At 66.9% G+C, this 21,685-nt stretch carries 1 protein-coding gene and 1 pseudogene; both read left to right on the forward strand.

Annotated elements, in window-relative coordinates:
• Positions 1-67 precede the first annotated feature (67 nt).
• Positions 68-10,576 (forward strand): annotated as a pseudogene (locus J2Z30_RS34560) (type I polyketide synthase); the annotation flags it as partial.
• Positions 10,577-10,631: 55 nt separating this feature from the next.
• Positions 10,632-21,683 (forward strand): type I polyketide synthase, encoded by an 11,052-nt coding sequence (locus J2Z30_RS52165; protein ID WP_209468955.1) that lies wholly within the window; start codon positions 10,632-10,634, stop codon positions 21,681-21,683.
• Positions 21,684-21,685 lie beyond the last annotated feature (2 nt).

Below are 21,685 nucleotides of genomic sequence, written 5' to 3' on the forward strand. Positions count from 1 at the left end.
TAAAGGAAGGCGGGATAGAACCATGTCGGTTGACGAGAAGACTCTCGATTATCTGCGGCGTGCTACGGCCGACCTTCGCGATGCCCGTGGGCGTCTGCGTGAGTTGGAAGACCGTGCACACGAACCGATTGCCATCGTCGGCATGGCCTGCCGGTATCCGGGGAATGCCGCGTCGCCGGATGAGCTCTGGACTCTGCTGGCCAACGGTGCAGACGCGCTCTCCGGGTTCCCTGCCGATCGTGGGTGGGCGCTGGAGGATCTGTACGATCCGGACCCGGGTCGGCCTGGAAAGACCTATGCCGTGAGCGGCGGGTTCCTGCATGATGCGGCGGAATTCGATGCCGAGTTCTTCGGTATTTCTCCGCGTGAGGCGCTGGCGATGGATCCGCAGCAGCGGCTCCTGCTGGAGACGTCCTGGGAGGCCATGGAGGCTGCCGGGATCAACCCTTCCGAGCTGAGCGAATCACCAGTCGGAGTATTCATCGGAGCCAATGGTCAGGATTACCTTTCGCGGTTCCAGGACGACGCCGAAGACGGTGATGGGTACCTTCTGACGGGTAACACGGCCAGTGCCATGTCCGGCCGCCTTGCCTATGTGTTCGGCCTTGAGGGTCCGGCGGTGACGGTGGACACCGCGTGTTCCTCGTCGCTGGTGGCTCTGCACCAGGCGAGTGTGGCGCTGCGCAGTGGTGAGTGCTCGATGGCCCTGGCTGGTGGGGCGACAGTGATGTCCACACCCATCGCATTCGTGGAGTTTTCCCGGCAGCGTGGGCTGGCTGCCGACGGCCGCTGCAAGGCGTTTGCCGAGGCGGCGGATGGCACCGGTTGGGGTGAGGGCGTCGGTGTGCTGTTGCTGGAGCGGTTGTCCGATGCGCAGGCCAAGGGGCACCGCGTTCTGGCGGTGGTGCGTGGTTCTGCGGTCAATCAGGACGGGGCGTCGAATGGGCTGACGGCGCCGAATGGTCCGTCACAGGAGCGGGTGATCCGGCAGGCACTGGCCAACGCCCGGCTGTCGGCAGCGGACGTGGACGCCGTCGAGGGTCATGGGACCGGGACCCGGCTGGGTGATCCGATCGAGGCGCAGGCGCTGCTGGCCACGTATGGGCAGGGTCGGGAGGGCGGTCGGCCGTTGTGGCTGGGAGCGTTGAAGTCGAACATCGGTCATACGCAGGCTGCTGCTGGTGTGGGTGGTGTGATCAAGATGGTCATGGCCCTGAACCGCGAGATGTTGCCGCGGACGTTGCATGTGGATCGGCCGTCCTCGCATGTGGATTGGGATGCGGGTGCGGTGGAGTTGCTGGCTGAGGCGGTGGCTTGGCCGCGTGGGGAGTGGGTTCGTAGGGCGGGTGTGTCTTCCTTCGGCGTGTCCGGGACCAATGCTCACGTCGTCCTCGAGGAAGCACCGGCAGAGGAGTCTGCTGGTGGGGATGTGGCGCCCGTGGTGCCGTCTGCGGTGGTGCCGTGGGTGGTGTCGGGGCGTAGTGCGGGTGCGTTGGCGGCTCAGGCGGGCCGACTGCTGGAGCATGTCAGTGCTGCTCAGGTCGACAGTGGCGTGGATGTGGTGGGCGTTGGGCGTGCTCTGGTGAGCTCTCGTGCGGTGTTCGAGCACCGTGCCGTGGTTCTGGGCTCGGATGTGGACCAGCTGACCGCCGGACTCGTGGGGCTGGCGCAGGGCAAGTCCGTCGGTGATGCTGGCGGTGGTGTGGTTGCGGGGCGTGTGCGGTCGGGGCGTGTGGCGGTGTTGTTCTCCGGTCAGGGGAGTCAGCGGGCGGGGATGGGGCGGGAGTTGTATGAGGCCTTTCCTGTGTTCGCATCAGCCTTTGATGAGGTGTGTGCGCGGTTTGATGGGTTGCTGGAGCGGTCGTTGCGGGAGGTGGTGTTTGCCGACGCTGGTGGTTCTGGTGGTGGTGGGGGTGGTGGGTTGTTGGATCGGACGGTGTTTACGCAGGCGGGGTTGTTTGCGTTGGAGGTGGCGCTGTTTCGGTTGATGGAGTCTTTTGGGGTGCGGGTGGATTTCCTGGCGGGGCATTCGATTGGTGAGGTGGTGGCGGCGTATGTGGCGGGGGTGTGGTCGCTGGAGGATGCCTGCACGCTCGTCGCCGCTCGCGGGCAGTTGATGCAGGATCTGCCTGGTGGTGGGGCGATGGCCTCGGTCCAGGCCACGGCGCAGGAGATGGGTCAGGTTCTGGAGGATCTGCGGGCTCAGTTCGGGCTCAGCGGTGTGGTGGAGGTTGCGGCGGTTAATGGGCCGGATCAGGTGGTGGTTTCCGGTGAGGCGGCTGCGGTGGCCCGGGTGGCCGAGCATTGGCGTGGTCTGGGTCGGAAGGTGAAGAGTCTGCGGGTGGGGCATGGGTTCCACTCGGCGTTGATGGAGCCGATGCTGGACTCCTTCCGGCAGGTGTTGGAAGGACTGTCCTTCGCTCCCCCTCGGCTGACGGTGATCTCCAATGTGACGGGTCGGCCGGCAGAGGCCCAGGAGGTGTGTTCGCCGGAGTATTGGGTGCGTCATGTCCGGCAGGCGGTGTTGTTCGGGCCGGGTGTGGAGTGGCTGGCCGGGGACGGTCAGGTGACACGGTTTGTGGAGCTGGGGCCTGACGGCGTTCTGACCGCCATGACCCACAACTGCCTGGCCAACGTGTTCCAGACCCACACCGACAGTGAGAGCGACCCTGGTGCTGAGCCGGAGGTCATCGCCTCCCTGCGCCGGGATCAGCCCGAGGTCGATGCCGTATTCTCCTGCCTGGCACGGCAGTTCACCACCGGCACCCCCATCGACTGGACCCCCGTACTCGGCGACTGCGGCAGCGACGCCCCGCAGGCCCGCCTGGATCTGCCCACCTACGCCTTCCAACGTCAACGCTACTGGCCCGAGGCCCAGGCGAAGGCCGTCGAAGGCCCAACCACGACGGCGTCGGCCAATGAGTCGCGCTTCTGGTCTGCCGTGGATGAGGACGACGCCGAAGCGGTGTCCGCCCTTCTGGGGCTGGCAGGGGACGAACGTGAGCCGGGGTTCCATGAGGCTCTGCCCGTGCTGGCGGATTGGCATCGTAGGGAGAACCGGCGCTCCACGGTCAATGACTGGCGCTATCGGGTCGTATGGAAGCCGATCGTTGAGCCCGGAGCGCGTGGTGTTGCTGACGCGGCGCTCACTGGGACATGGCTTGCCGTTGTGCCTGCTGGATCCCGCGGCATGACGACGTGGGTTCACGATGCCCTCACCGTATTGGCCCGCAGCGGGGCGTCCGTGGTGCCCCTTGAGGTATCCGCCACTGCTGGAGCCGACCGGGCGGTCCTTGCCGAGGACATTCGTGCAGTCGTCGCCCGCCATGACGCCGAGGAGGGCACTGAGGGCGGGACGACCTCGGTGGCCGGGGTGCTGTCGTTCCTCGCCTTGGAGGAAGCACCGGAACCCGTTCACCAAGCGGCTCCAGCCGGCGCGGCGGCGACGCTGACTCTTGTCCATGCGCTGAATGACCTCGCTATGGACCTGCCCCTTTGGCTGATGACCAGGGGCGCTGTCGCGGTCGGCCGTTCCGACGCGCTGCGCTCGCCACTGCAGTCGATGGTGTGGGGACTCGGCCGGGTCATCGGACTGGAACACCCCCAATGGTGGGGTGGTCTGATCGACCTCCCCGATGTGCTGGATGACCGAGCGGCACGGCGATGGCTTGCTGCCCTCACTTCCTCCGCCGGGGAGGACCAGGTCGCGATTCGGACGTCGGGAGCCTTCGTACGGCGTCTCGTACGGGCCCGGACCGGAGAGCCGAGCGCGGTGCTCGGCGGGGTCTGGGGGCCGCGCGGCACGGTGCTGATCACAGGCGGCACCGGCGCGTTGGGCGGGCATGTCGCTCGTTGGCTGGCCGAGGCAGGAGCGGCGCACCTTCTCTTGGTCAGCAGGCGAGGACCCGCGGCTCCAGGAGCAGCCGAGTTGGTGGCCGAGCTGGAGGTCGCGGGAGCCTCGGTGACCGTGACCGCATGCGATGTCGCCGACCGGGAAGCGGTACGTACTCTGCTGGCCACTCTTCCCGACGAGCACCCGCTGTCCGCGATCGTGCACACCGCCGGATCAGGCGGCGACCTTCGACCGGTGGTCGAGACCGGCCTGGAGAGCTTCGCCGACGTGCTCGATGCGAAGGTGACGGGCGCACGATGCCTCCACGAGCTGACCCGGGAGATGGAGCTCGACGCCTTCGTGCTGTTCTCGTCGGCCGCCGCTACCTGGGGGAGTGGCGGGCAGGGTAGTTACGCGGCCGCCAACGCCTACCTCGATGCTCTGGCCGAACACCGCAGGGCTCTCGGACTGGCCGGGACCTCGATCGCATGGGGCGCATGGGCCGACGCCGGTATGGCTGTGGTCGACGCCGCCGAGGAGATGGTGCGCCGTCGCGGGCTGCGATCAATGCCACCGGAACTGGCTGTCGTGGCATTGCAGCAGGCATGGGGCGCGGACGAGGCCTCGGTGACTGTGGCCGATGTGGACTGGGAGCGCTTTGTCCCGGGATTCACCGCGGCCCGTACTCGCCCGCTGCTGATGGATCTGCCGGAGGCGGCGCGGGCGCTCGAAGGGACTCGTTCGTCGGCGGGGGAGAATACGTCTGCGTGGCTGACGCACCTCACCGAGGCTTCTGTTGAGGAACGGGAGCGGTTGCTGCTCGAACTGGTTCGCGCCCATGTCGCGGCCGTTTTGAATTATGGCGACGCCGGGGATATCGCCGCGAATCGTGCTCTGAAGGACCTTGGATTCGATTCCCTGACGGCGGTCGAGCTGCGCAACCGGCTCAATGCGGTCACCGGGCTGGCCCTGCCCACCACAGTGGTTTTCGACCATCCCACCCCTGCTGCTCTTGTCGCCCATCTTCGGGTGCGACTCTTCGGGGAAGACGAAGGTGAAACCTCGGGCGGGCGGCCCGTGGCCACGACTCCAGGAGGTCGGGCGGAGGACGATGCCGACACTGACCCCGTCGTCATCGTGGGGGCAGCGTGCCGGTACCCGGGTGGCGTGGGTTCGCCCGAGCAGTTGTGGGACCTGGTAGCCGGTGGGGTGGACGCGATCTCCGGGTTCCCCTCCGACCGTGGTTGGGACCTCGACAACCTCTACGACCCGGATCCCGATCGGTCTGGCAAGACCTATGCGATGAGCGGCGGATTCCTCGACGATGCGGCGGGCTTCGATGCGGAGTTCTTCGGCATTTCTCCGCGGGAGGCGTCGGCCATGGACCCGCAGCAGCGGCTGCTGCTGGAGACGTCTTGGGAGGCCATAGAAACTGCTGGGATCGACCCTGCCGAACTTACGGGAACGCCTGTCGGCGTGTTCATCGGAGCCAATAACCAGGACTACCTGACTCGCTTCTCGACCGTGCCGAGCGGCGCTGACGGATATGTGATGACAGGCAATACGGCCAGTGTGATGTCGGGGCGTTTGGCGTATGTGTTTGGTCTTGAGGGGCCTGCGGTGACGGTGGATACGGCGTGTTCGTCGTCGTTGGTGGCGTTGCATCAGGCGAGTGTGGCGTTGCGTAGTGGTGAGTGTTCGATGGCGTTGGCTGGTGGTGTGGCGGTGATGTCGACTCCGGGGACGTTTGTGGAGTTCTCCCGTCAGCGTGGTCTGGCGGCCGATGGGCGGTGCAAGGCGTATGGAGAGGGGGCGGATGGCACCGGTTGGGGTGAGGGTGTGGGTGTGTTGTTGTTGGAGCGGTTGTCGGATGCTCGGGCTCGGGGGCATCGGGTGTTGGCGGTGGTGCGTGGTTCTGCGGTGAATCAGGATGGGGCGTCGAATGGGTTGACGGCGCCGAATGGTCCGTCGCAGGAGCGGGTGATCCGGCAGGCACTGGCCAACGCCCGGCTGACGACGGCGGACGTGGACGCTGTTGAGGGTCATGGGACGGGTACGACGCTCGGTGATCCGATCGAGGCGCAGGCGTTGCTGGCTACTTATGGGCGGGAGCGTGAGGGTGGTCGGCCGTTGTGGTTGGGGTCGTTGAAGTCCAACATCGGTCATACGCAGGCTGCTGCTGGTGTGGGTGGTGTGATCAAGATGGTCATGGCCCTGAATCGGGAGATGCTGCCGCGGACGTTGTATGTGGATCGGCCGTCTTCGCATGTGGATTGGGATGCGGGTGCGGTGGAGTTGCTGGCTGAGGCGGTGGCTTGGCCGCGTGGGGAGCGGGTTCGTAGGGCGGGTGTGTCTTCCTTTGGTGTGTCGGGGACCAATGCGCACGTTCTCCTTGAGGAAGCGCCGGCGGATGAGGCCATGAGTGTGGAGGTGGTTTCCGCTGGTGGCGTGCCGTCTGGGGTGGTGCCGTGGGTGGTGCCTTGGGTGGTGTCGGGGCGTAGTGCGGCTGGGTTGGCGGCTCAGGCGGGTCGGCTGCTGGAGTACGTGCGTGCTGCCCAGGTTGATGGTGGTGGCGTGGATGTGGTGGGGGTGGGGCGTGCTCTGGTGGGCTCCCGTGCGGTGTTCGAGCACCGCGCGGTGGTTCTGGGCTCGGACGTGGATGAGCTTGAGGCTGGGCTTAAGGGCTTGGCGGAGGGCGAGACCGTGAGCACGGTTGGTGCTGGCGGTGGTGTGGTTGCGGGGCGTGTGCGGTCGGGTGGGCGTGTGGCGGTGTTGTTCTCCGGTCAGGGGAGTCAGCGGGCGGGGATGGGGCGGGAGTTGTATGAGGCCTTTCCCGTGTTCGCATCAGCCTTCGATGAGGTGTGTGCGCGGTTTGATGTGTTGCTGGAGCGGTCGTTGCGGGAGGTGGTGTTTGCCGACGCTGGTGGTTCTGGTGGTGGGGGTGGTGGGTTGTTGGATCGGACGGTGTTTACGCAGGCGGGGTTGTTTGCGTTGGAGGTGGCGCTGTTCCGGTTGATGGAGTCCTTTGGGGTGCGGGTGGATTTCCTGGCTGGGCATTCGATTGGTGAGGTGGTGGCGGCGTATGTGGCGGGGGTGTGGTCGTTGGAGGATGCCTGCACGCTCGTCGCGGCCCGGGGGCAGTTGATGCAGGATCTGCCTGGTGGTGGGGCGATGGCCTCGGTCCAGGCTGGCGTGGAGGAGATGGGGCAGGCTCTGGAGGAACTTCGGGCTGGGGCGGGGCTTGCGGGTGTGGTGGAGGTTGCGGCGGTTAATGGGCCGGATCAGGTGGTGGTTTCCGGTGAGGAGGCTGCGGTGGCCGGGGTGGCCGAGCATTGGCGTGGTCTGGGTCGGAAGGTGAAGGGTTTGCGGGTGGGGCATGGGTTCCACTCGGCGTTGATGGAGCCGATGCTGGACGGTTTCCGGCGGGTGCTGGAGGGGTTGTCGTTTGCTTCTCCGCGGTTGACGGTGGTCGCGAATGTGACGGGTCGGCCGGCTGGGGCGGAGGAGGTGTGTTCGCCGGAGTATTGGGTGCGTCATGTTCGGCAGGCGGTGCTGTTTGGCCCTGGTGTGGAGTGGCTGGCCGGGGACGGTCAGGTGACACGGTTTGTGGAGCTGGGGCCCGATGGTGTTCTGACGGCCATGGCCCACAACTGTCTCGCCCACCACAACGATCCTGGTTCCGGCAGTGAGCCGGAGGTCATCGCCTCCCTGCGCCGGGACCAGCCGGAAGTACAGGCCCTGTTGAACAGCCTGGCACGGCAGTTCACCACCGGCGCGTCTATCGACTGGGCCCCGGCGCTCGGCGAGAGCAGTGCCCCGGGGACTCACCTGGGCCTGCCCACCTACGCGTTCCAACGGCAGCGCTACTGGCTCGAGGCCCGGCACCACACGGCCGACGCGACCGATCTCGGCCTGGAAATCGTCGAACACCCAATGCTCGGGGCCGCTCTGGAGCCGCCCGCCGGCGGCGGGGTCTTCCTCACCGGACGCCTGTCGCTGCAGACGCATCCATGGCTGGCTGATCACCGAGTGCTGGGATCGGTTCTGGTGCCGGGAGCGGCACTGGTCGAATTGGCTCTGAGCGCCGCGGCTCATGTGGGCTGTGACGCGGTGGAGGAATTCACTCTTCAGGACCCGCTGATCCTTGGGGAGCGGGGTGGCGTCCAGCTTCAGGTTGTGGTGGGCGAGGCAGAAGAGGACGGGCGTCGCAGCGTTCAGGTGCGGTCTCGTCCAGATGTGGTCGACGGGGTGTGGAGCTCTCATGCGAGCGGGTTGCTGGTGGCGGGGGAGTCGGCTGCTGGTGGTGGGGTGGTGCTGGAGCAGTGGCCTCCGGTGGGTGTTGAGGTGGTGATGTCGGATCCGGAGGGGTTCTATGCCGGGCTCGCTGAGCGTGGGTTTGGCTATGGTCCGGCTTTCCGGGGGTTGGAGGCGGTCTGGCGGCGTGGTGAGGAGGTGTTCGCTCAGGTTCGTCTTCCGCGGGAGCGGGTTGGTGAGGTGGAGCGGTTCGGGGTGCATCCGGCGCTGCTGGACGCCGTTTTGCATGCGGTGGCGTTGACGGGCTTCGAGCAGCGGCCGGATGTGGAGTTGGGGTCGGGTTCGGTGCGTGTGCCGTTTGCGTGGTCGGGGGTGCGGTTGCATGCCTCGGGTGCGTCGGTGGTGCGGGTGCGGTTGACCCGGGCGGGGTCGGATGCGGTGGCGTTGGAGGTGGCGGATGCGGCGGGTCAGCCGGTGGTGTCCATTGAGTCGCTGGCTCTGCGGCCGGTATCGGCTGAGCAGTTGCAGGGGGCCCAGACCGGCCGTTATGACTCGCTGTTCCAGTTGGACTGGCAGCCGGTGGCCGCGTCGGCTTCGGTTGTTGCTGGGGGTTCGTGGGCGGTTGTGGGGCCGGATGCCGGGTTGGGTGAGGCGGTGGTCCGTGCGGGCGGGTCGTGTGTTCGCTATGCGGATGTGCCCGCGTTGATCACCGCGCTCGATGAGGGCGTGGCCATACCCGGGACCGTGGTGCTGTCCTGCCCGGCGAGCAGTGGTGATAGCGATGTGGCTGCCGGGGTGGGGGAGTCGCTTTCCTTCGTGCTGGCTGCGGTGCAGCGGTGGCTGGATGAGGAGCGGTTGGTTGCTTCTCGTCTGGTGGTGGCCACCTGTGGTGCGGTCGCCCCTGTGGCGGGTGAGGATGTTGCGGGTCTGGTGCAGGCTCCGGTGTGGGGTTTGTTGCGGTCGGTGCAGACCGAGAATCCCGGCCGGTTCCTCCTGCTGGACCACGACCCCGACCACGAGATCAGCCCTGCTGCGGCGGACGCGGTGGTGCGGGTCCTCGTTGCTGGTGAGGAGTCCCAGCTTGCGGTGCGGGGCGAGACTGTCCTGGTCCCGCGCTTGTCTCGTGTGGTCAAGCCCGCGACGGACCCTGAGGCGTCTGGGCGGTTGGTCTCGGGCGGGACGGTATTGGTGACGGGGGCGTCGGGTGTGTTGGCGGGTGTGGTGGCTCGGCATCTGGTGGCTGGGCATGGGGTGGAGCATCTGTTGCTGGCCAGCCGTAGGGGCTCGGATGCTCCGGGGATGGCGGAGTTGGTGGCTGAGCTGGAGGCGGCTGGGGCGTCGGTCACGGTGGCCGCGTGTGATGTGGCCGACCGCGAAGCGGTACGTGAGCTGCTGGCCGGTATTCCGGCGGAGGTGCCGCTCAGGGGTGTGGTGCACACCGCGGGAGTGGTCGATGACGGTGTCGTGGAGGGGCTGACCGAGGAACGTGTCCGGCGGGTGTTGGCGCCGAAGGTGGATGCCGCATGGCATCTGCATGAGCTGACCCAGGACATGGGCCTGGAGGCGTTCGTGTTGTACTCCTCCGTCGCGGCCACCCTGGGGGCCGGTGGACAGGGGAGTTACGCGGCGGCCAACGCGTTCCTCGACGCCCTGGCCCAGCACCGCCACGCCCGCGACCTGCCCGCACTCTCCCTCGCCTGGGGGCTGTGGGGACAGGCCAGCGGGATGACCCAAAACCTCAGCACTGCTGATGCGGCCCGTGCACATCGCTCGGGAATCGTGCCGATGGCTACTGAAGATGCCTTGGCGCTGTTTGATCGGTCGATGCAGGTGGGCCGCGCTGCGGTGATGCCGGTACGGATGGACCTGAGGACGTTGGGGGATCGGCCGGTGCCGGTACCGCCGGTGCTGCGTCAGTTGGTGCGCAGGCCGGTCCGGAAGGCAGCGGCCGGGCACGGTGGTGGCTCGGGCGCCGAGTGGCGCGAGCGGATCGCCATGGCCGTTCCCGAAGAGCGGGAGCAACTGCTGCTCGACCTGGTCCGTACCCACCTTGCCACCGTGTTGGGACGAACCGACCCCCACGACATCGACGCAGATGGCGGGCTCCTCGAAATGGGCTTGGATTCCCTCACCGCGGTGGAACTACGTAATCACCTCGGTACGGCAACAGGTCTTCGACTGCCCACCACCGTGGTCTTCGATCATCCGACTCCCATAGCTCTCGCGAAGTATCTGGCTTCGCGTCTGGGTGACGGTGTCACGAAACCCGAAGGAAACAGCGCACACGGTGTGCTGGAAGAAATCGAGAAGCTTCAGGCGATGCTCAGCGGCGTTTCCCTTGCCGAGGAGGAGCATTCCATGGCGGCTGGTCGATTGACGGATGTTTTGACTCAGTTCAAGAAGCGCGGCACGGGTGACGTCGCCGACGCCGAGAGTATCGAAGCAGCGACTGATGAGGAGCTGTTCGAACTCCTCGACGGCGACCTGTAACGCATATAGCTCCTCTGAACCCTTGGCCCACATCTTCTAGGAAGGCAATTCCTCGATGGCGGACGCGGCGCAGCTACGTACGTACCTCAAGCGAGCCACTGTTGACCTGCGTGAGGCTCGGGGGCGCCTGCGCGAGGTTGAGGAGCGCGCGCGGGAGCCGATTGCGATTGTGGGGGTGGGGTGTCGGTATCCGGGTGGTGTGGCTTCGCCGGAGGGGTTGTGGGATTTGGTGGCGGGTGGGGTGGATGCCATTTCCGGTTTTCCGGTGGATCGTGGTTGGGATCTGGAGGGGTTGTATGACCCGGATCCGGCGCGTGCGGGGACGTCGTATGTGCGGTCGGGTGGGTTTTTGCATGAGGCGGCGGATTTTGATGCGGAGTTTTTTGGGATGTCTCCGCGTGAGGCGTTGGCGGTGGATCCGCAGCAGCGGTTGTTGTTGGAGGCGTCGTGGGAGGCGATGGAGCGGGCTGGGGTTGATCCGGCTGGGCTGCGTGGGTCGGCTACGGGTGTGTTCATGGGGGTGATGTATAACGACTATGCCTCCCGGCTGACCTCCCTTCCGGCGGATCTTGAGGGCTATTTGGGGTCGGGGAGTGCTGGGAGTGTGGCGTCGGGGCGTTTGGCGTATGTGTTTGGTCTTGAGGGGCCTGCGGTGACGGTGGATACGGCGTGTTCGTCGTCGTTGGTGGCGTTGCATCAGGCGAGTGTGGCGTTGCGTAGTGGTGAGTGTTCGATGGCGTTGGCTGGTGGTGTGGCGGTGATGTCGACTCCGGGGACGTTTGTGGAGTTCTCCCGTCAGCGGGGCCTGTCGGTGGATGGCCGGTGCAAGGCGTATGGCGAGGCGGCGGACGGTACCGGTTGGGGTGAGGGTGTCGGTGTGCTGTTGCTGGAGCGGCTGTCCGACGCTCGGGCGAAGGGACACCGCGTTCTGGCGGTGGTGCGTGGCTCGGCGGTCAACCAGGACGGTAAGAGCAGCCAACTCACGGCGCCGAATGGTCCGTCGCAGGAGCGGGTGATCCGGCAGGCGCTGGCCAATGCCCGGCTGTCGGCGGCGGACGTGGACGCGGTCGAGGGGCATGGGACTGGTACGACGCTCGGTGACCCGATCGAGGCCCAGGCGCTGCTGGCGACGTATGGGCAGGAGCGTGAGGGGGGTCGGCCGCTGTGGTTGGGGTCGTTGAAGTCGAACATCGGCCATGCGCAGGCTGCTGCTGGTGTGGGTGGTGTGATCAAGATGGTCATGGCTCTGAACCGGGAGATGTTGCCGCGGACGTTGCATGTGGATCGGCCGTCTTCGCATGTGGATTGGGATGCGGGTGCGGTGGAGTTGCTGACCGAGGCTGTCGCCTGGCCGCGTGGGGAGCGGGTGCGGCGGGCGGGTGTGTCTTCGTTCGGTGTGTCGGGGACCAATGCGCACGTCATTCTTGAGGAAGCGTCGGTAGAGGAGGCCCCGGATGCGGAGGTGGTTTCTGCTGGTGGTGGTGTGACGCCGTGGGTGGTGTCGGGACGTAGTGCGGGTGGGTTGGCGGCTCAGGCGGGTCGGCTGCTGGAGTACGTGCGGTCAGCTCAGGCTGATGGTGGTGGCGTGGACGTGGCAGGCGTTGGGCGTGCTCTGGTGGGCTCCCGTGCGGTGTTCGAGCACCGTGCGGTGGTTCTGGGCTCGGACGTGGATGAGCTTGAGGATGGGCTCACGAGCCTGGCGGAGGGCGAGACCACGAGCACGGCTGCTGGTGTGGTTGCGGGGCGTGTGCGGTCGGGGCGTGTGGCGGTGTTGTTCTCCGGTCAGGGAAGTCAGCGGGCGGGGATGGGGCGGGAGTTGTATGAGGCCTTTCCCGTGTTCGCATCAGCCTTTGATGAGGTGTGTGAACGCTTCGATGGGTTGCTGGAGCGGTCGTTGAAGGAGGTGGTGTTTGCCGACGCTGGTGGTCCTGGTGGTGAGGGTGGGGGGGTGTTGGATCGGACGGTGTTTACGCAGGCGGGGTTGTTTGCGTTGGAGGTGGCGCTGTTCCGGTTGATGGAGTCCTTCGGGGTGCGGGTGGATATCCTGGCGGGGCATTCCATTGGTGAGGTGGCGGCGGCGTATGTGGCGGGGGTGTGGTCGCTGGAGGATGCCTGCACGCTCGTCGCCGCTCGCGGACAGTTGATGCAGGGTCTGCCTGGTGGTGGGGCGATGGCCTCGGTCCAGGCCACGGCGCAGGAGATGGGTCAGGTTCTGGAGGATCTGCGGGCCCAGTCCGGCGGGCTGGGTGGTGTGGTGGAGGTTGCGGCGGTTAATGGGCCGGATCAGGTGGTGGTTTCCGGTGAGGCGGCTGCGGTGGCCCGGGTGGCCGGGCATTGGCGTGGTCTGGGTCGGAAGGTGAAGGGTTTGCGGGTGGGGCATGGGTTCCACTCGGCGTTGATGGAGCCGATGCTGGACGGTTTCCGGCGGGTGCTGGAGGGGTTGTCGTTTGCTTCTCCGCGGTTGACGGTGGTCTCGAATGTGACGGGTCGGCCGGCTGGGGCGGAGGAGGTGTGTTCGCCGGAGTATTGGGTGCGTCATGTCCGGCAGGCGGTGTTGTTCGGGCCGGGTGTGGAGTGGCTGGCCGGGGACGGTCAGGTGACACGCTTTGTGGAGCTCGGGCCCGATGGCGTTCTGACGGCCATGACCCACAACTGTCTCGCCCACCACATCGAGACCGAGGACGGCTCTGGTGCTGAGCCGGAGGTCATCGCCTCCCTGCGCCGGGACCAGCCGGAAGTACAGGCCCTGTTGAACAGCCTGGCACGGCAGTTCGTCACTGGTACGTCCATCGACTGGTCGCCCGCGCTGGGCGCTGCCACCAATACGTCGGTGCCTCGCCTGGACCTGCCCACCTATGCCTTCCAACGGCAACGGTACTGGCTCGATGCTCCGATCCAAGCAGTTGACGCCACCGGCATCGGGCAGGGGCATGTTGACCATTCGCTGCTCAGCGCGATGTTGGAATCCGCGGCACACAATTCGGTCTACCTCACGGGCCGACTGTCGCTGGAGACGCACCCGTGGCTGGCTGATCACCGGGTGCTGGAATCGGTGCTGGTCCCGGGAGCCGCGCTGGTCGAGTTGGTGATTCGTGCGGGCGATCAGGTCGGTTGCGGGCGGGTGGAGGAGCTGACGCTGGAGGCGCCGTTGGTTCTGCCCGAGCGGGGCGGGGTCCAGGTTCAGGTGGTGGCCGAGGAACCGGATGCGGCTGGTCTGCGGCCGGTTGCGGTCTACTCGCATCTCGAGGACGCGGCGAGCGCGGACGATGCGGTGTGGAACTGCCATGCGCGTGGGTTGTTGGCCGTGGAAGAGTCGTCGCCTGCCGCTGGTGGGGTGGTGTTGGAGCAGTGGCCTCCGGTGGGTGTTGAGGTGGTGATGTCGGATCCGGAGGGGTTCTATGCCGGGTTCGCTGAGCGTGGGTTTGGTTATGGTCCGGCTTTCCGGGGGTTGGAGGCGGTCTGGCGGCGTGGTGAGGAGGTGTTCGCTCAGGTTCGTCTTCCGCGGGAGCGGGTTGGTGAGGTGGAGCGGTTTGGGGTGCATCCGGCGCTGCTGGACGCCGTTTTGCATGCGGTGGCGTTGATGGCTTCGGACGAGGACGAGGACGAGCAAGCCGTACGTGTGCCGTTTGCGTGGTTGGGGGTGCGGTTGCATGCTTCGGGTGCGTCGGTGGTGCGGGTGCGGTTGACTCGGGCGGGGTCGGATGCGGTGGCGTTGGAGGTGGCGGACGCGGCGGGCCAGCCGGTGGCCTCCATCGAGTCGCTGACTCTGCGGCCCATCTCGGCCGAGCAGCTGCAGGCCGCTCAGACCAGCCGTTATGACTCCCTGTTCGAGCTGGATTGGCACCCCTTGGACTTCTCTGGCACATCGACTGCGTCCGGGGGTTCATGGGCGGTAGTGGGACAGGATGCCGGGCTGGGTGAGGCGGTGGTCCGTGCGGGCGGTTCGTGTGTTCGCTACGCGGATGTGCCCGCGTTGATCAGCGCGCTCGATGAGGGCGAGGCGGTGCCTGAGACCGTGGTGCTGGCCTGCCCGATGAGCGCTCTCGGCAGCGTGGTTGACGGGGTGCGGGAGTCGCTTTCCACGGTGCTGTCTTCGGTGCAGTCGTGGCTGAGTGAGGAGCGGTTGTTCGGGTCCCGTCTGGTACTGGCCACCTGTGGTGCGGTCGCCCCTGGGGCGGACGAGGACGTTGCGGATCTGGTGCAGGCTCCGGTGTGGGGTTTGTTGCGGTCGGTGCAGACCGAGAACCCCGGCCGGTTCCTCCTCCTGGATCACGACCCCGAGCACGGCAGCGAGATCAGCGCCGTTGCGGCGGACGCGGTGGTGCGGGCCCTCGTCGCTGGTGAGGAGCCGCAGCTGGCGGTCCGGGGTGGCACGGTCCTGGTTCCGCGCTTGTCCCGCGTGGCCAAGCCCGCATTGGATCCCGAGGGATCTACGCGACTGGTCTCTGGCGGGACGGTGTTGGTGACGGGGGCGTCGGGTGTGTTGGCGGGTGTGGTGGCTCGGCATCTGGTGGCTGGGCATGGGGTGGAGCATCTACTGCTGGCCAGTCGCAGGGGTCCGGATGCTCCGGGGATGGCGGAGTTGGTGGCTGAGCTGGAGGCGGCTGGGGTGTTGGTCACGGTGGCCGCGTGTGATGTGGCCGACCGCGAAGCGGTACGTGAGCTGCTGGCTGGTGTTCCGGCGGAGGTGCCGTTGCGGGGTGTGGTGCATACCGCGGGGGTCGTTGATGACGGTGTCGTGGAGGGCCTGAGTGATGAGCGTGTCCAGCGGGTGCTGGCGCCGAAGGTGGACGCGGCCTGGCATCTGCATGAGCTGACCCGGGACATGGGCCTGGAGGCATTCGTGCTGTACTCCTCTGCCGCGGCCACCCTCGGTTCCGGTGGGCAGGGCAGTTACGCGGCGGCCAACGCCTTCCTCGACGCCCTGGCCCAGCACCGCCGCGCTCACGGCCTGCCTGCGCTTTCCCTGGGCTGGGGGCTCTGGGCTCAAGCCAGCGGAATCACCCAGAATCTCAGCGAGACCGACCTCGCTCGCATGGCTCGCGGCGGCACCACCGGACTCACTACCGAAGAGGGTCTCGCCCTTTTCGATGTGGCTCAGGGGGTGGGGCGTGGTGTGGTGTTGCCGGTGCGTGTGGATGTGCGGGCGTTTCGTGGGCGTGGTGGTGTGCCGGTTCCGGCGTTGTTGCGGAATGTGGTGCGGGGTGCGGTGCGTCGGGTTGCGGTGGGGCGGGATGGGTCTGGTGCGTGGCGGGATCGGTTGGCGGGGGTGGCGCCGCGGGAGCGTGAGCGGTTGCTGCTGGAGCTGGTTTGTTCTCATGTGGCGACGGTGCTGGGGCATGCGGACGCTGCTGGAATCGACTCCGACCGTGCGCTGAAGGATCTGGGCTTCGACTCCCTCACCGCGATCGAACTGCGTAACCAGCTTGGGGCAGCCACCGGGCTTCGACTCCCGACCACGTTGATCTTTGACTATCCGACGCCTTCGGCCATCGCCAGGTATCTGGGCGGTCGGCTGGGTGCGGGTGTGGGGTCGGATGCTGCTGTTGTGGTGCCGGCTGTGGTGGGTGTGGATGCGGAGCCGATTGCGATTGTGGGGGTGGGGTGTCGGTATCCGGGTGGTGTGGCTTCGCCGGAGGGGTTGTGGGATTTGGTGGCGGGTGGGGTGGATGCGGTCTCGGGTTTTCCGGTGGATCGTGGTTGGGATCTGGAGGGGTTGTATGACCCGGATCCGGCGCGTGCGGGGACGTCGTATGTGCGGTCGGGTGGGTTTTTGCATGAGGCGGCGGATTTTGATGCGGAGTTTTTTGGGATGTCTCCGCGTGAGGCGTTGGCGGTGGATCCGCAGCAGCGGTTGTTGTTGGAGGCGTCGTGGGAGGCGATGGAGCGGGCTGGGGTTGATCCGGCTGGGCTGCGTGGGTCGGCTACGGGTGTGTTCATGGGGGTGATGTACAACGACTATGCCTCCCGGCTGACGGCTCTTCCGGCGGATCTTGAGGGTTATTTGGGGTCGGGGAGTGCTGGGAGTGTGGCGTCGGGGCGTTTGGCGTATGTGTTTGGTCTTGAGGGGCCTGCGGTGACGGTGGATACGGCGTGTTCGTCGTCGTTGGTGGCGTTGCATCAGGCGAGTGTGGCGTTGCGTAGTGGTGAGTGTTCGATGGCGTTGGCTGGTGGTGTGGCGGTGATGTCGACTCCGGGGACGTTTGTGGAGTTTTCCCGTCAGCGGGGCCTGTCGGTGGATGGCCGGTGCAAGGCGTATGCGGAGGGGGCGGATGGCACGGGCTGGGGTGAGGGTGTGGGTGTGTTGTTGTTGGAGCGGTTGTCCGATGCGCAGGCCAGGGGGCATCGGGTGTTGGCGGTGGTGCGTGGTTCTGCGGTGAATCAGGATGGGGCGTCGAATGGGTTGACGGCGCCGAATGGTCCGTCGCAGGAGCGGGTGATCCGGCAGGCGCTGGCCAACGCGCGGCTGACGACGGCGGACGTGGACGCTGTTGAGGGTCATGGAACAGGCACGACGCTCGGCGATCCGATCGAGGCGCAGGCGCTGCTGGCCACGTATGGGCAGGGCCGGGAGGGCGGTCGGCCGCTGTGGCTGGGGTCGCTGAAGTCCAACATCGGGCACACGCAGGCGGCCGCCGGTGTGGGTGGTGTGATCAAGATGGTCATGGCCTTGGATCAGGAGGTGCTGCCGCGCACGTTGCATGTGGATCAGCCGTCTTCGCACGTGGACTGGGACGCCGGAGCGGTTGAGCTGCTAACCGAGCCTGTTGCCTGGCCGCGAGGGGAGCGGGTCCGGCGGGCGGGTGTGTCTTCCTTCGGTGTGTCGGGGACCAATGCGCACGTCATCGTGGAGGAAGCACCGGCGGTCCAGGCGCTGGTGGAGCACATCCCGGCTGGTGAGCTACCCGATGGCGAGGGGGTAGCGCCTGGTGTGGTGCCGTGGGTGGTGCCGTGGGTGGTGTCGGGGCGTAGTGCGGGGGCGTTGGCGGCTCAGGCGGGTCGGCTGCTGGAGTACGTGCGTGCTGCCCAGGCTGATGGTGGTGGCGTGGATGCGGTGGGTGTGGGGCGTGCTCTGGTGGGTTCGCGTGCGGTCTTTGAGCACCGGGCGGTGGTTTTGGGTTCGGATGTTGAGGAGCTGACCGCTGGTCTCGGGGCGGTGGCGCGGGGTGAGGCCGTTGGTGGTGGTGTGGTGGGTCGTGTGCGGTCGGGGGTGGGTCGGCCGGTGTTTGTTTTTCCTGGTCAGGGTGCGCAGTGGGTGGGTATGGGTGCGCGGTTGCTGGATGAGTCGGTGGTGTTCGCTGAAGCCATCGCCGAGTGTGAGCGGGTGTTGTCGGGGTGGGTGGACTGGTCTGTTCGGGGGGTGTTGCGGCAGGAGGTGGGTGCGCCGTCGTTGGATCGGGTGGATGTGGTTCAGCCGGTGTCGTTTGCGGTGATGGTGGCGCTGGCCAAGGTGTGGCGGTCGTTTGGTGTGGAGCCGGCGGCGGTGGTGGGGCATTCCCAGGGTGAGGTGGCGGCCGCGTATGTGGCGGGTCTGCTGTCGCTGGAGGACGCGTGCAAGGTGGTGGCGCTTCGGTCGCGGTTGATTGGTGAGCGTCTGGCGGGGCTGGGCGGGATGTTGTCGGTGGCCGTGTCCGAGCAGGAGGCGTTGGGGCGGATTGGGGCCGGTGTCTGGGGTGGGGTGGAGGTGGCTGCGGTCAACGGTCCTGGTTCAGTGGTGGTGGCTGGGCCTGCGGAGGCGGTGGAGCGGGTGCGGGCCGTATGTGAGGCGGAGGGGGTGCGGGCGCGCCTGATTCCGGTGGATTACGCCTCTCACACGATGCAGGTTGAGCAGATCCGTACTGAGCTGGCCGAGGTTCTGGGTGGTTTGAGTCCTCGGGGTGGTGGCGAGTGGGTGCCGTTGTTGTCGACGGTGACTGGGCAGTGGGTTTCGCCTGGGGAGATGGATGGTGGGTATTGGTTCCGGAATCTGCGGCAGCCGGTGCGTTTCGCCGAGGCGGTGGATGCCCTGGCTTCTGAGGGTTATGGGGTTTTTGTTGAGGTCAGTGCGCATCCGGTGTTGACGGTGGGTGTGGAGGAGGCGGTGGAGGTCGCTGGTGGTCAGGCGGTGGTGACCGGGACGTTGCGCCGGGACCAGGACACTGTCGGGCAGGTTCTGACCTCTGTGGCTCAGTTGCATGTCAATGGGGTGGCCGTTGACTGGGCACCCGTTCTGGGTGCGGTGGCTGGGTCGGATGGTGGGGCGTTGGTGTCGTTGCCGACGTATGCGTTCCAGCGGGAGCGTTACTGGCTGGACGCTCCGACTGTGGCGGTCGATGCCACTGGTCTGGGTCTGGAAACTCTTGAACATTCCCTCCTGGGAGCCGCGGTCCCCCTTGCCGAAGGTGGACAGCTCTTCACCGGGCGCATCTCGCTGGAGACACACCCATGGCTCGCCGACCACCGTGTCTTGGGATCGGTGCTGGTGCCACCAGCTGCGCTGGTCGAGTTGGTCATCCGTGCGGGCGATCAGGTCGGTTGCGGGCGGGTGGAGGAGCTGACCCTGCAAGCGCCGTTGGTTCTGCCCGAGCAGGGCGGTGTCCAGGTTCAGGTGGTGGTCGAGGAGCCGGACGAGACTGGTCTGCGGCCGGTTGCGGTCTACTCGCGCCTTGAGGACGCGACGGGCTCCGATGACGCGGTGTGGAGCTCTCATGCGAGCGGGTTGCTGGTGGCGGGGGAGTCGGCTGCTGGTGGTGGGGTGGTGCTGGAGCAGTGGCCTCCGGTGGGTGTTGAGGTGGTGATGTCGGATCCGGAGGGGTTCTATGCCGGGCTCGCTGAGCGTGGGTTTGGCTATGGTCCGGCTTTCCGGGGGGTGGAGGCGGTCTGGCGACGTGGTGACGATCTGTTCGCTCAAGTCCGTCTTCCGCAGGAGCGGACTGGTGAGGTGGAGCGGTTCGGGGTCCATCCCGCACTGCTGGACGCGGTGCTGCATGCCGTGGCCTTGGCGGACTTCGAGCAGCGGCCGGATGTGGAGTCAGAGCCGGGTTCGGTGCGTGTGCCGTTTGCGTGGTCGGGGGTGCGGTTGCATGCCTCGGGTGCGTCGGTGGTGCGGGTGCGGTTGACCCGGGCGGGGTCGGATGCGGTGGCGTTGGAGGTGGCGGACGCGGCGGGCCAGCCGGTGGTGTCTATTGAGTCGCTGGCTCTGCGGCCCATCTCGGCCGAGCAGTTGCAGGCGGCCCAGAGCGGCCGTTATGACTCGCTGTTCCAGTTGGACTGGCAGCCGGTGGCCACGTCGGCTCCGGCTGCTGCTGGGGGTTCGTGGGCGGTCGTGGGGCCGGATGCCGGGCTGGGTGAGGCGGTGGGCCGTGCGGGCGGGTCGTACGCCCGCTATGCGGATGTGCCCGCGCTGATCAGCGCGCTCGATGAGGGCGAGTCGGTACCCGAGACCGTGATCCTTTCCTGCCCGACGAGCACTGGCGACGGCCTGGCCGCTCGGGTGCGGGAGTCGCTTTCCGCTGCGCTTTCTTCGGTGCAGTCGTGGCTGGGCGAGGAGCGGTTGGCTGCCTCTCGTCTGGTGGTGGCCACCTGTGGTGCGGTCGCCACGGAGTCTGGGGAGGATGTGGCCGATCTGGTGCAGGCTCCGGTGTGGGGTTTGTTGCGGTCGGTGCAGACCGAGAACCCTGGTCGGTGCCTCCTGCTGGACCACGACCCCGACCATGGCCAGGAGATCAGCGCCGTTGCGGCGGACGCGGTGGTGCGGGTCCTCGCCGTTGATGCGGAGGAGCCGCAGCTGGCGGTCCGGGGCGACACGGTCCTGGTCCCGCGCTTGTCCCGTGTGGCCAAGCCCGCAGTGGACCTTGAGGCGTCTGCGCGGCTGGTCTCCGGTGGGACGGTGTTGGTGACGGGGGCGTCGGGTGTGTTGGCGGGTGTGGTGGCTCGGCATCTGGTGGTCGACCACGGGGTGGAGCATCTGTTGCTGGCCAGCCGTAGGGGTCTGGACGCGCCAGGGGCGGCGGAGTTGGTGGCCGAACTGGAGGCGGCTGGGGCGTCGGTCACCGTCGCCGCCTGCGATGTGGCCGACCGCGAAGCCGTACGTGAGCTGCTGGCCGGTATTCCGGCGGAGGCGCCGCTCAGGGGTGTGGTGCACACCGCGGGAGTAGTCGATGACGGTGTCGTGGAGGGGCTGAGTGATGAGCGCGTTCAGCGGGTGCTTGGGCCGAAGGTGGACGCGGCCTGGCATCTGCATGAGCTGACCCGGGACATGGGCCTGGAGGCGTTCGTGCTGTACTCCTCTGCCGCGGCCACCCTGGGGGCCGGTGGACAGGGGAGTTACGCGGCGGCCAACGCCTACCTCGACGCCCTGGCCCAGCACCGCCACGCCCACGGCCTGCCCGCACTCTCCCTCGCCTGGGGCCATATCGCACAAGAGAGGACCGCCGGCCTGCTCGACGCCGCCTTGGCAACGGAGCGGCCCCATGTGTTGTCGATGAAGGTGGACCTGAAGGCGACCAGGAAGCGCGCCGACGCGGTTCCAGCGTTGATGAGGGGGCTGGTTCGCGCACCGTATCGCAAGGTCGCGGCTGGACAGCAGAGCGCGGAGGCATGGAAAGAGCAGATGGCTCTGGCCGCGCCGGAGCAACGAGAGCAGCTCTTGCTGGATCTGGTCCTTACCCACTCCGCGTCCGTCCTGGGGCACAGCGGCCACACCGGCATAGACCCTGACCGAGCTTTGAAGGAGTTGGGCTTCGACTCGCTTACCGCGGTCGAGCTCCGCAACCAGCTCAGCACAACCACGGGGATGCGTCTGCCGGCGACGCTGGTCTTCGACCATCCGACACCGCTTGCGGTTGCGCACTACCTGGATTCTCAGATTCGTGGCGTCGGCCAGAGTGAAACGAAAATGTCCGCACGCACTGTGCTCGCTGAATTCGACAAGCTGGAAGTCACTCTCTCGCGGCTGCGCTATCGAGAGGACGAGAGGGCTCAGATCTCAGCACGCCTCAAGGGGCTCATCCTGGCATTGGGGGATTCACGGCTGGACGATGGCGCGCAGGCACGGAGTGACGACTTGGAATCAGCCGATATGAACCAAGTTCTCAAGCTGCTCAATGACGAACTTGGAACCTTCTGAGC

The organism is Streptomyces iranensis (assembly GCF_017874715.1).
Taxonomy (GTDB): Bacteria; Actinomycetota; Actinomycetes; order Streptomycetales; family Streptomycetaceae; genus Streptomyces; species Streptomyces iranensis.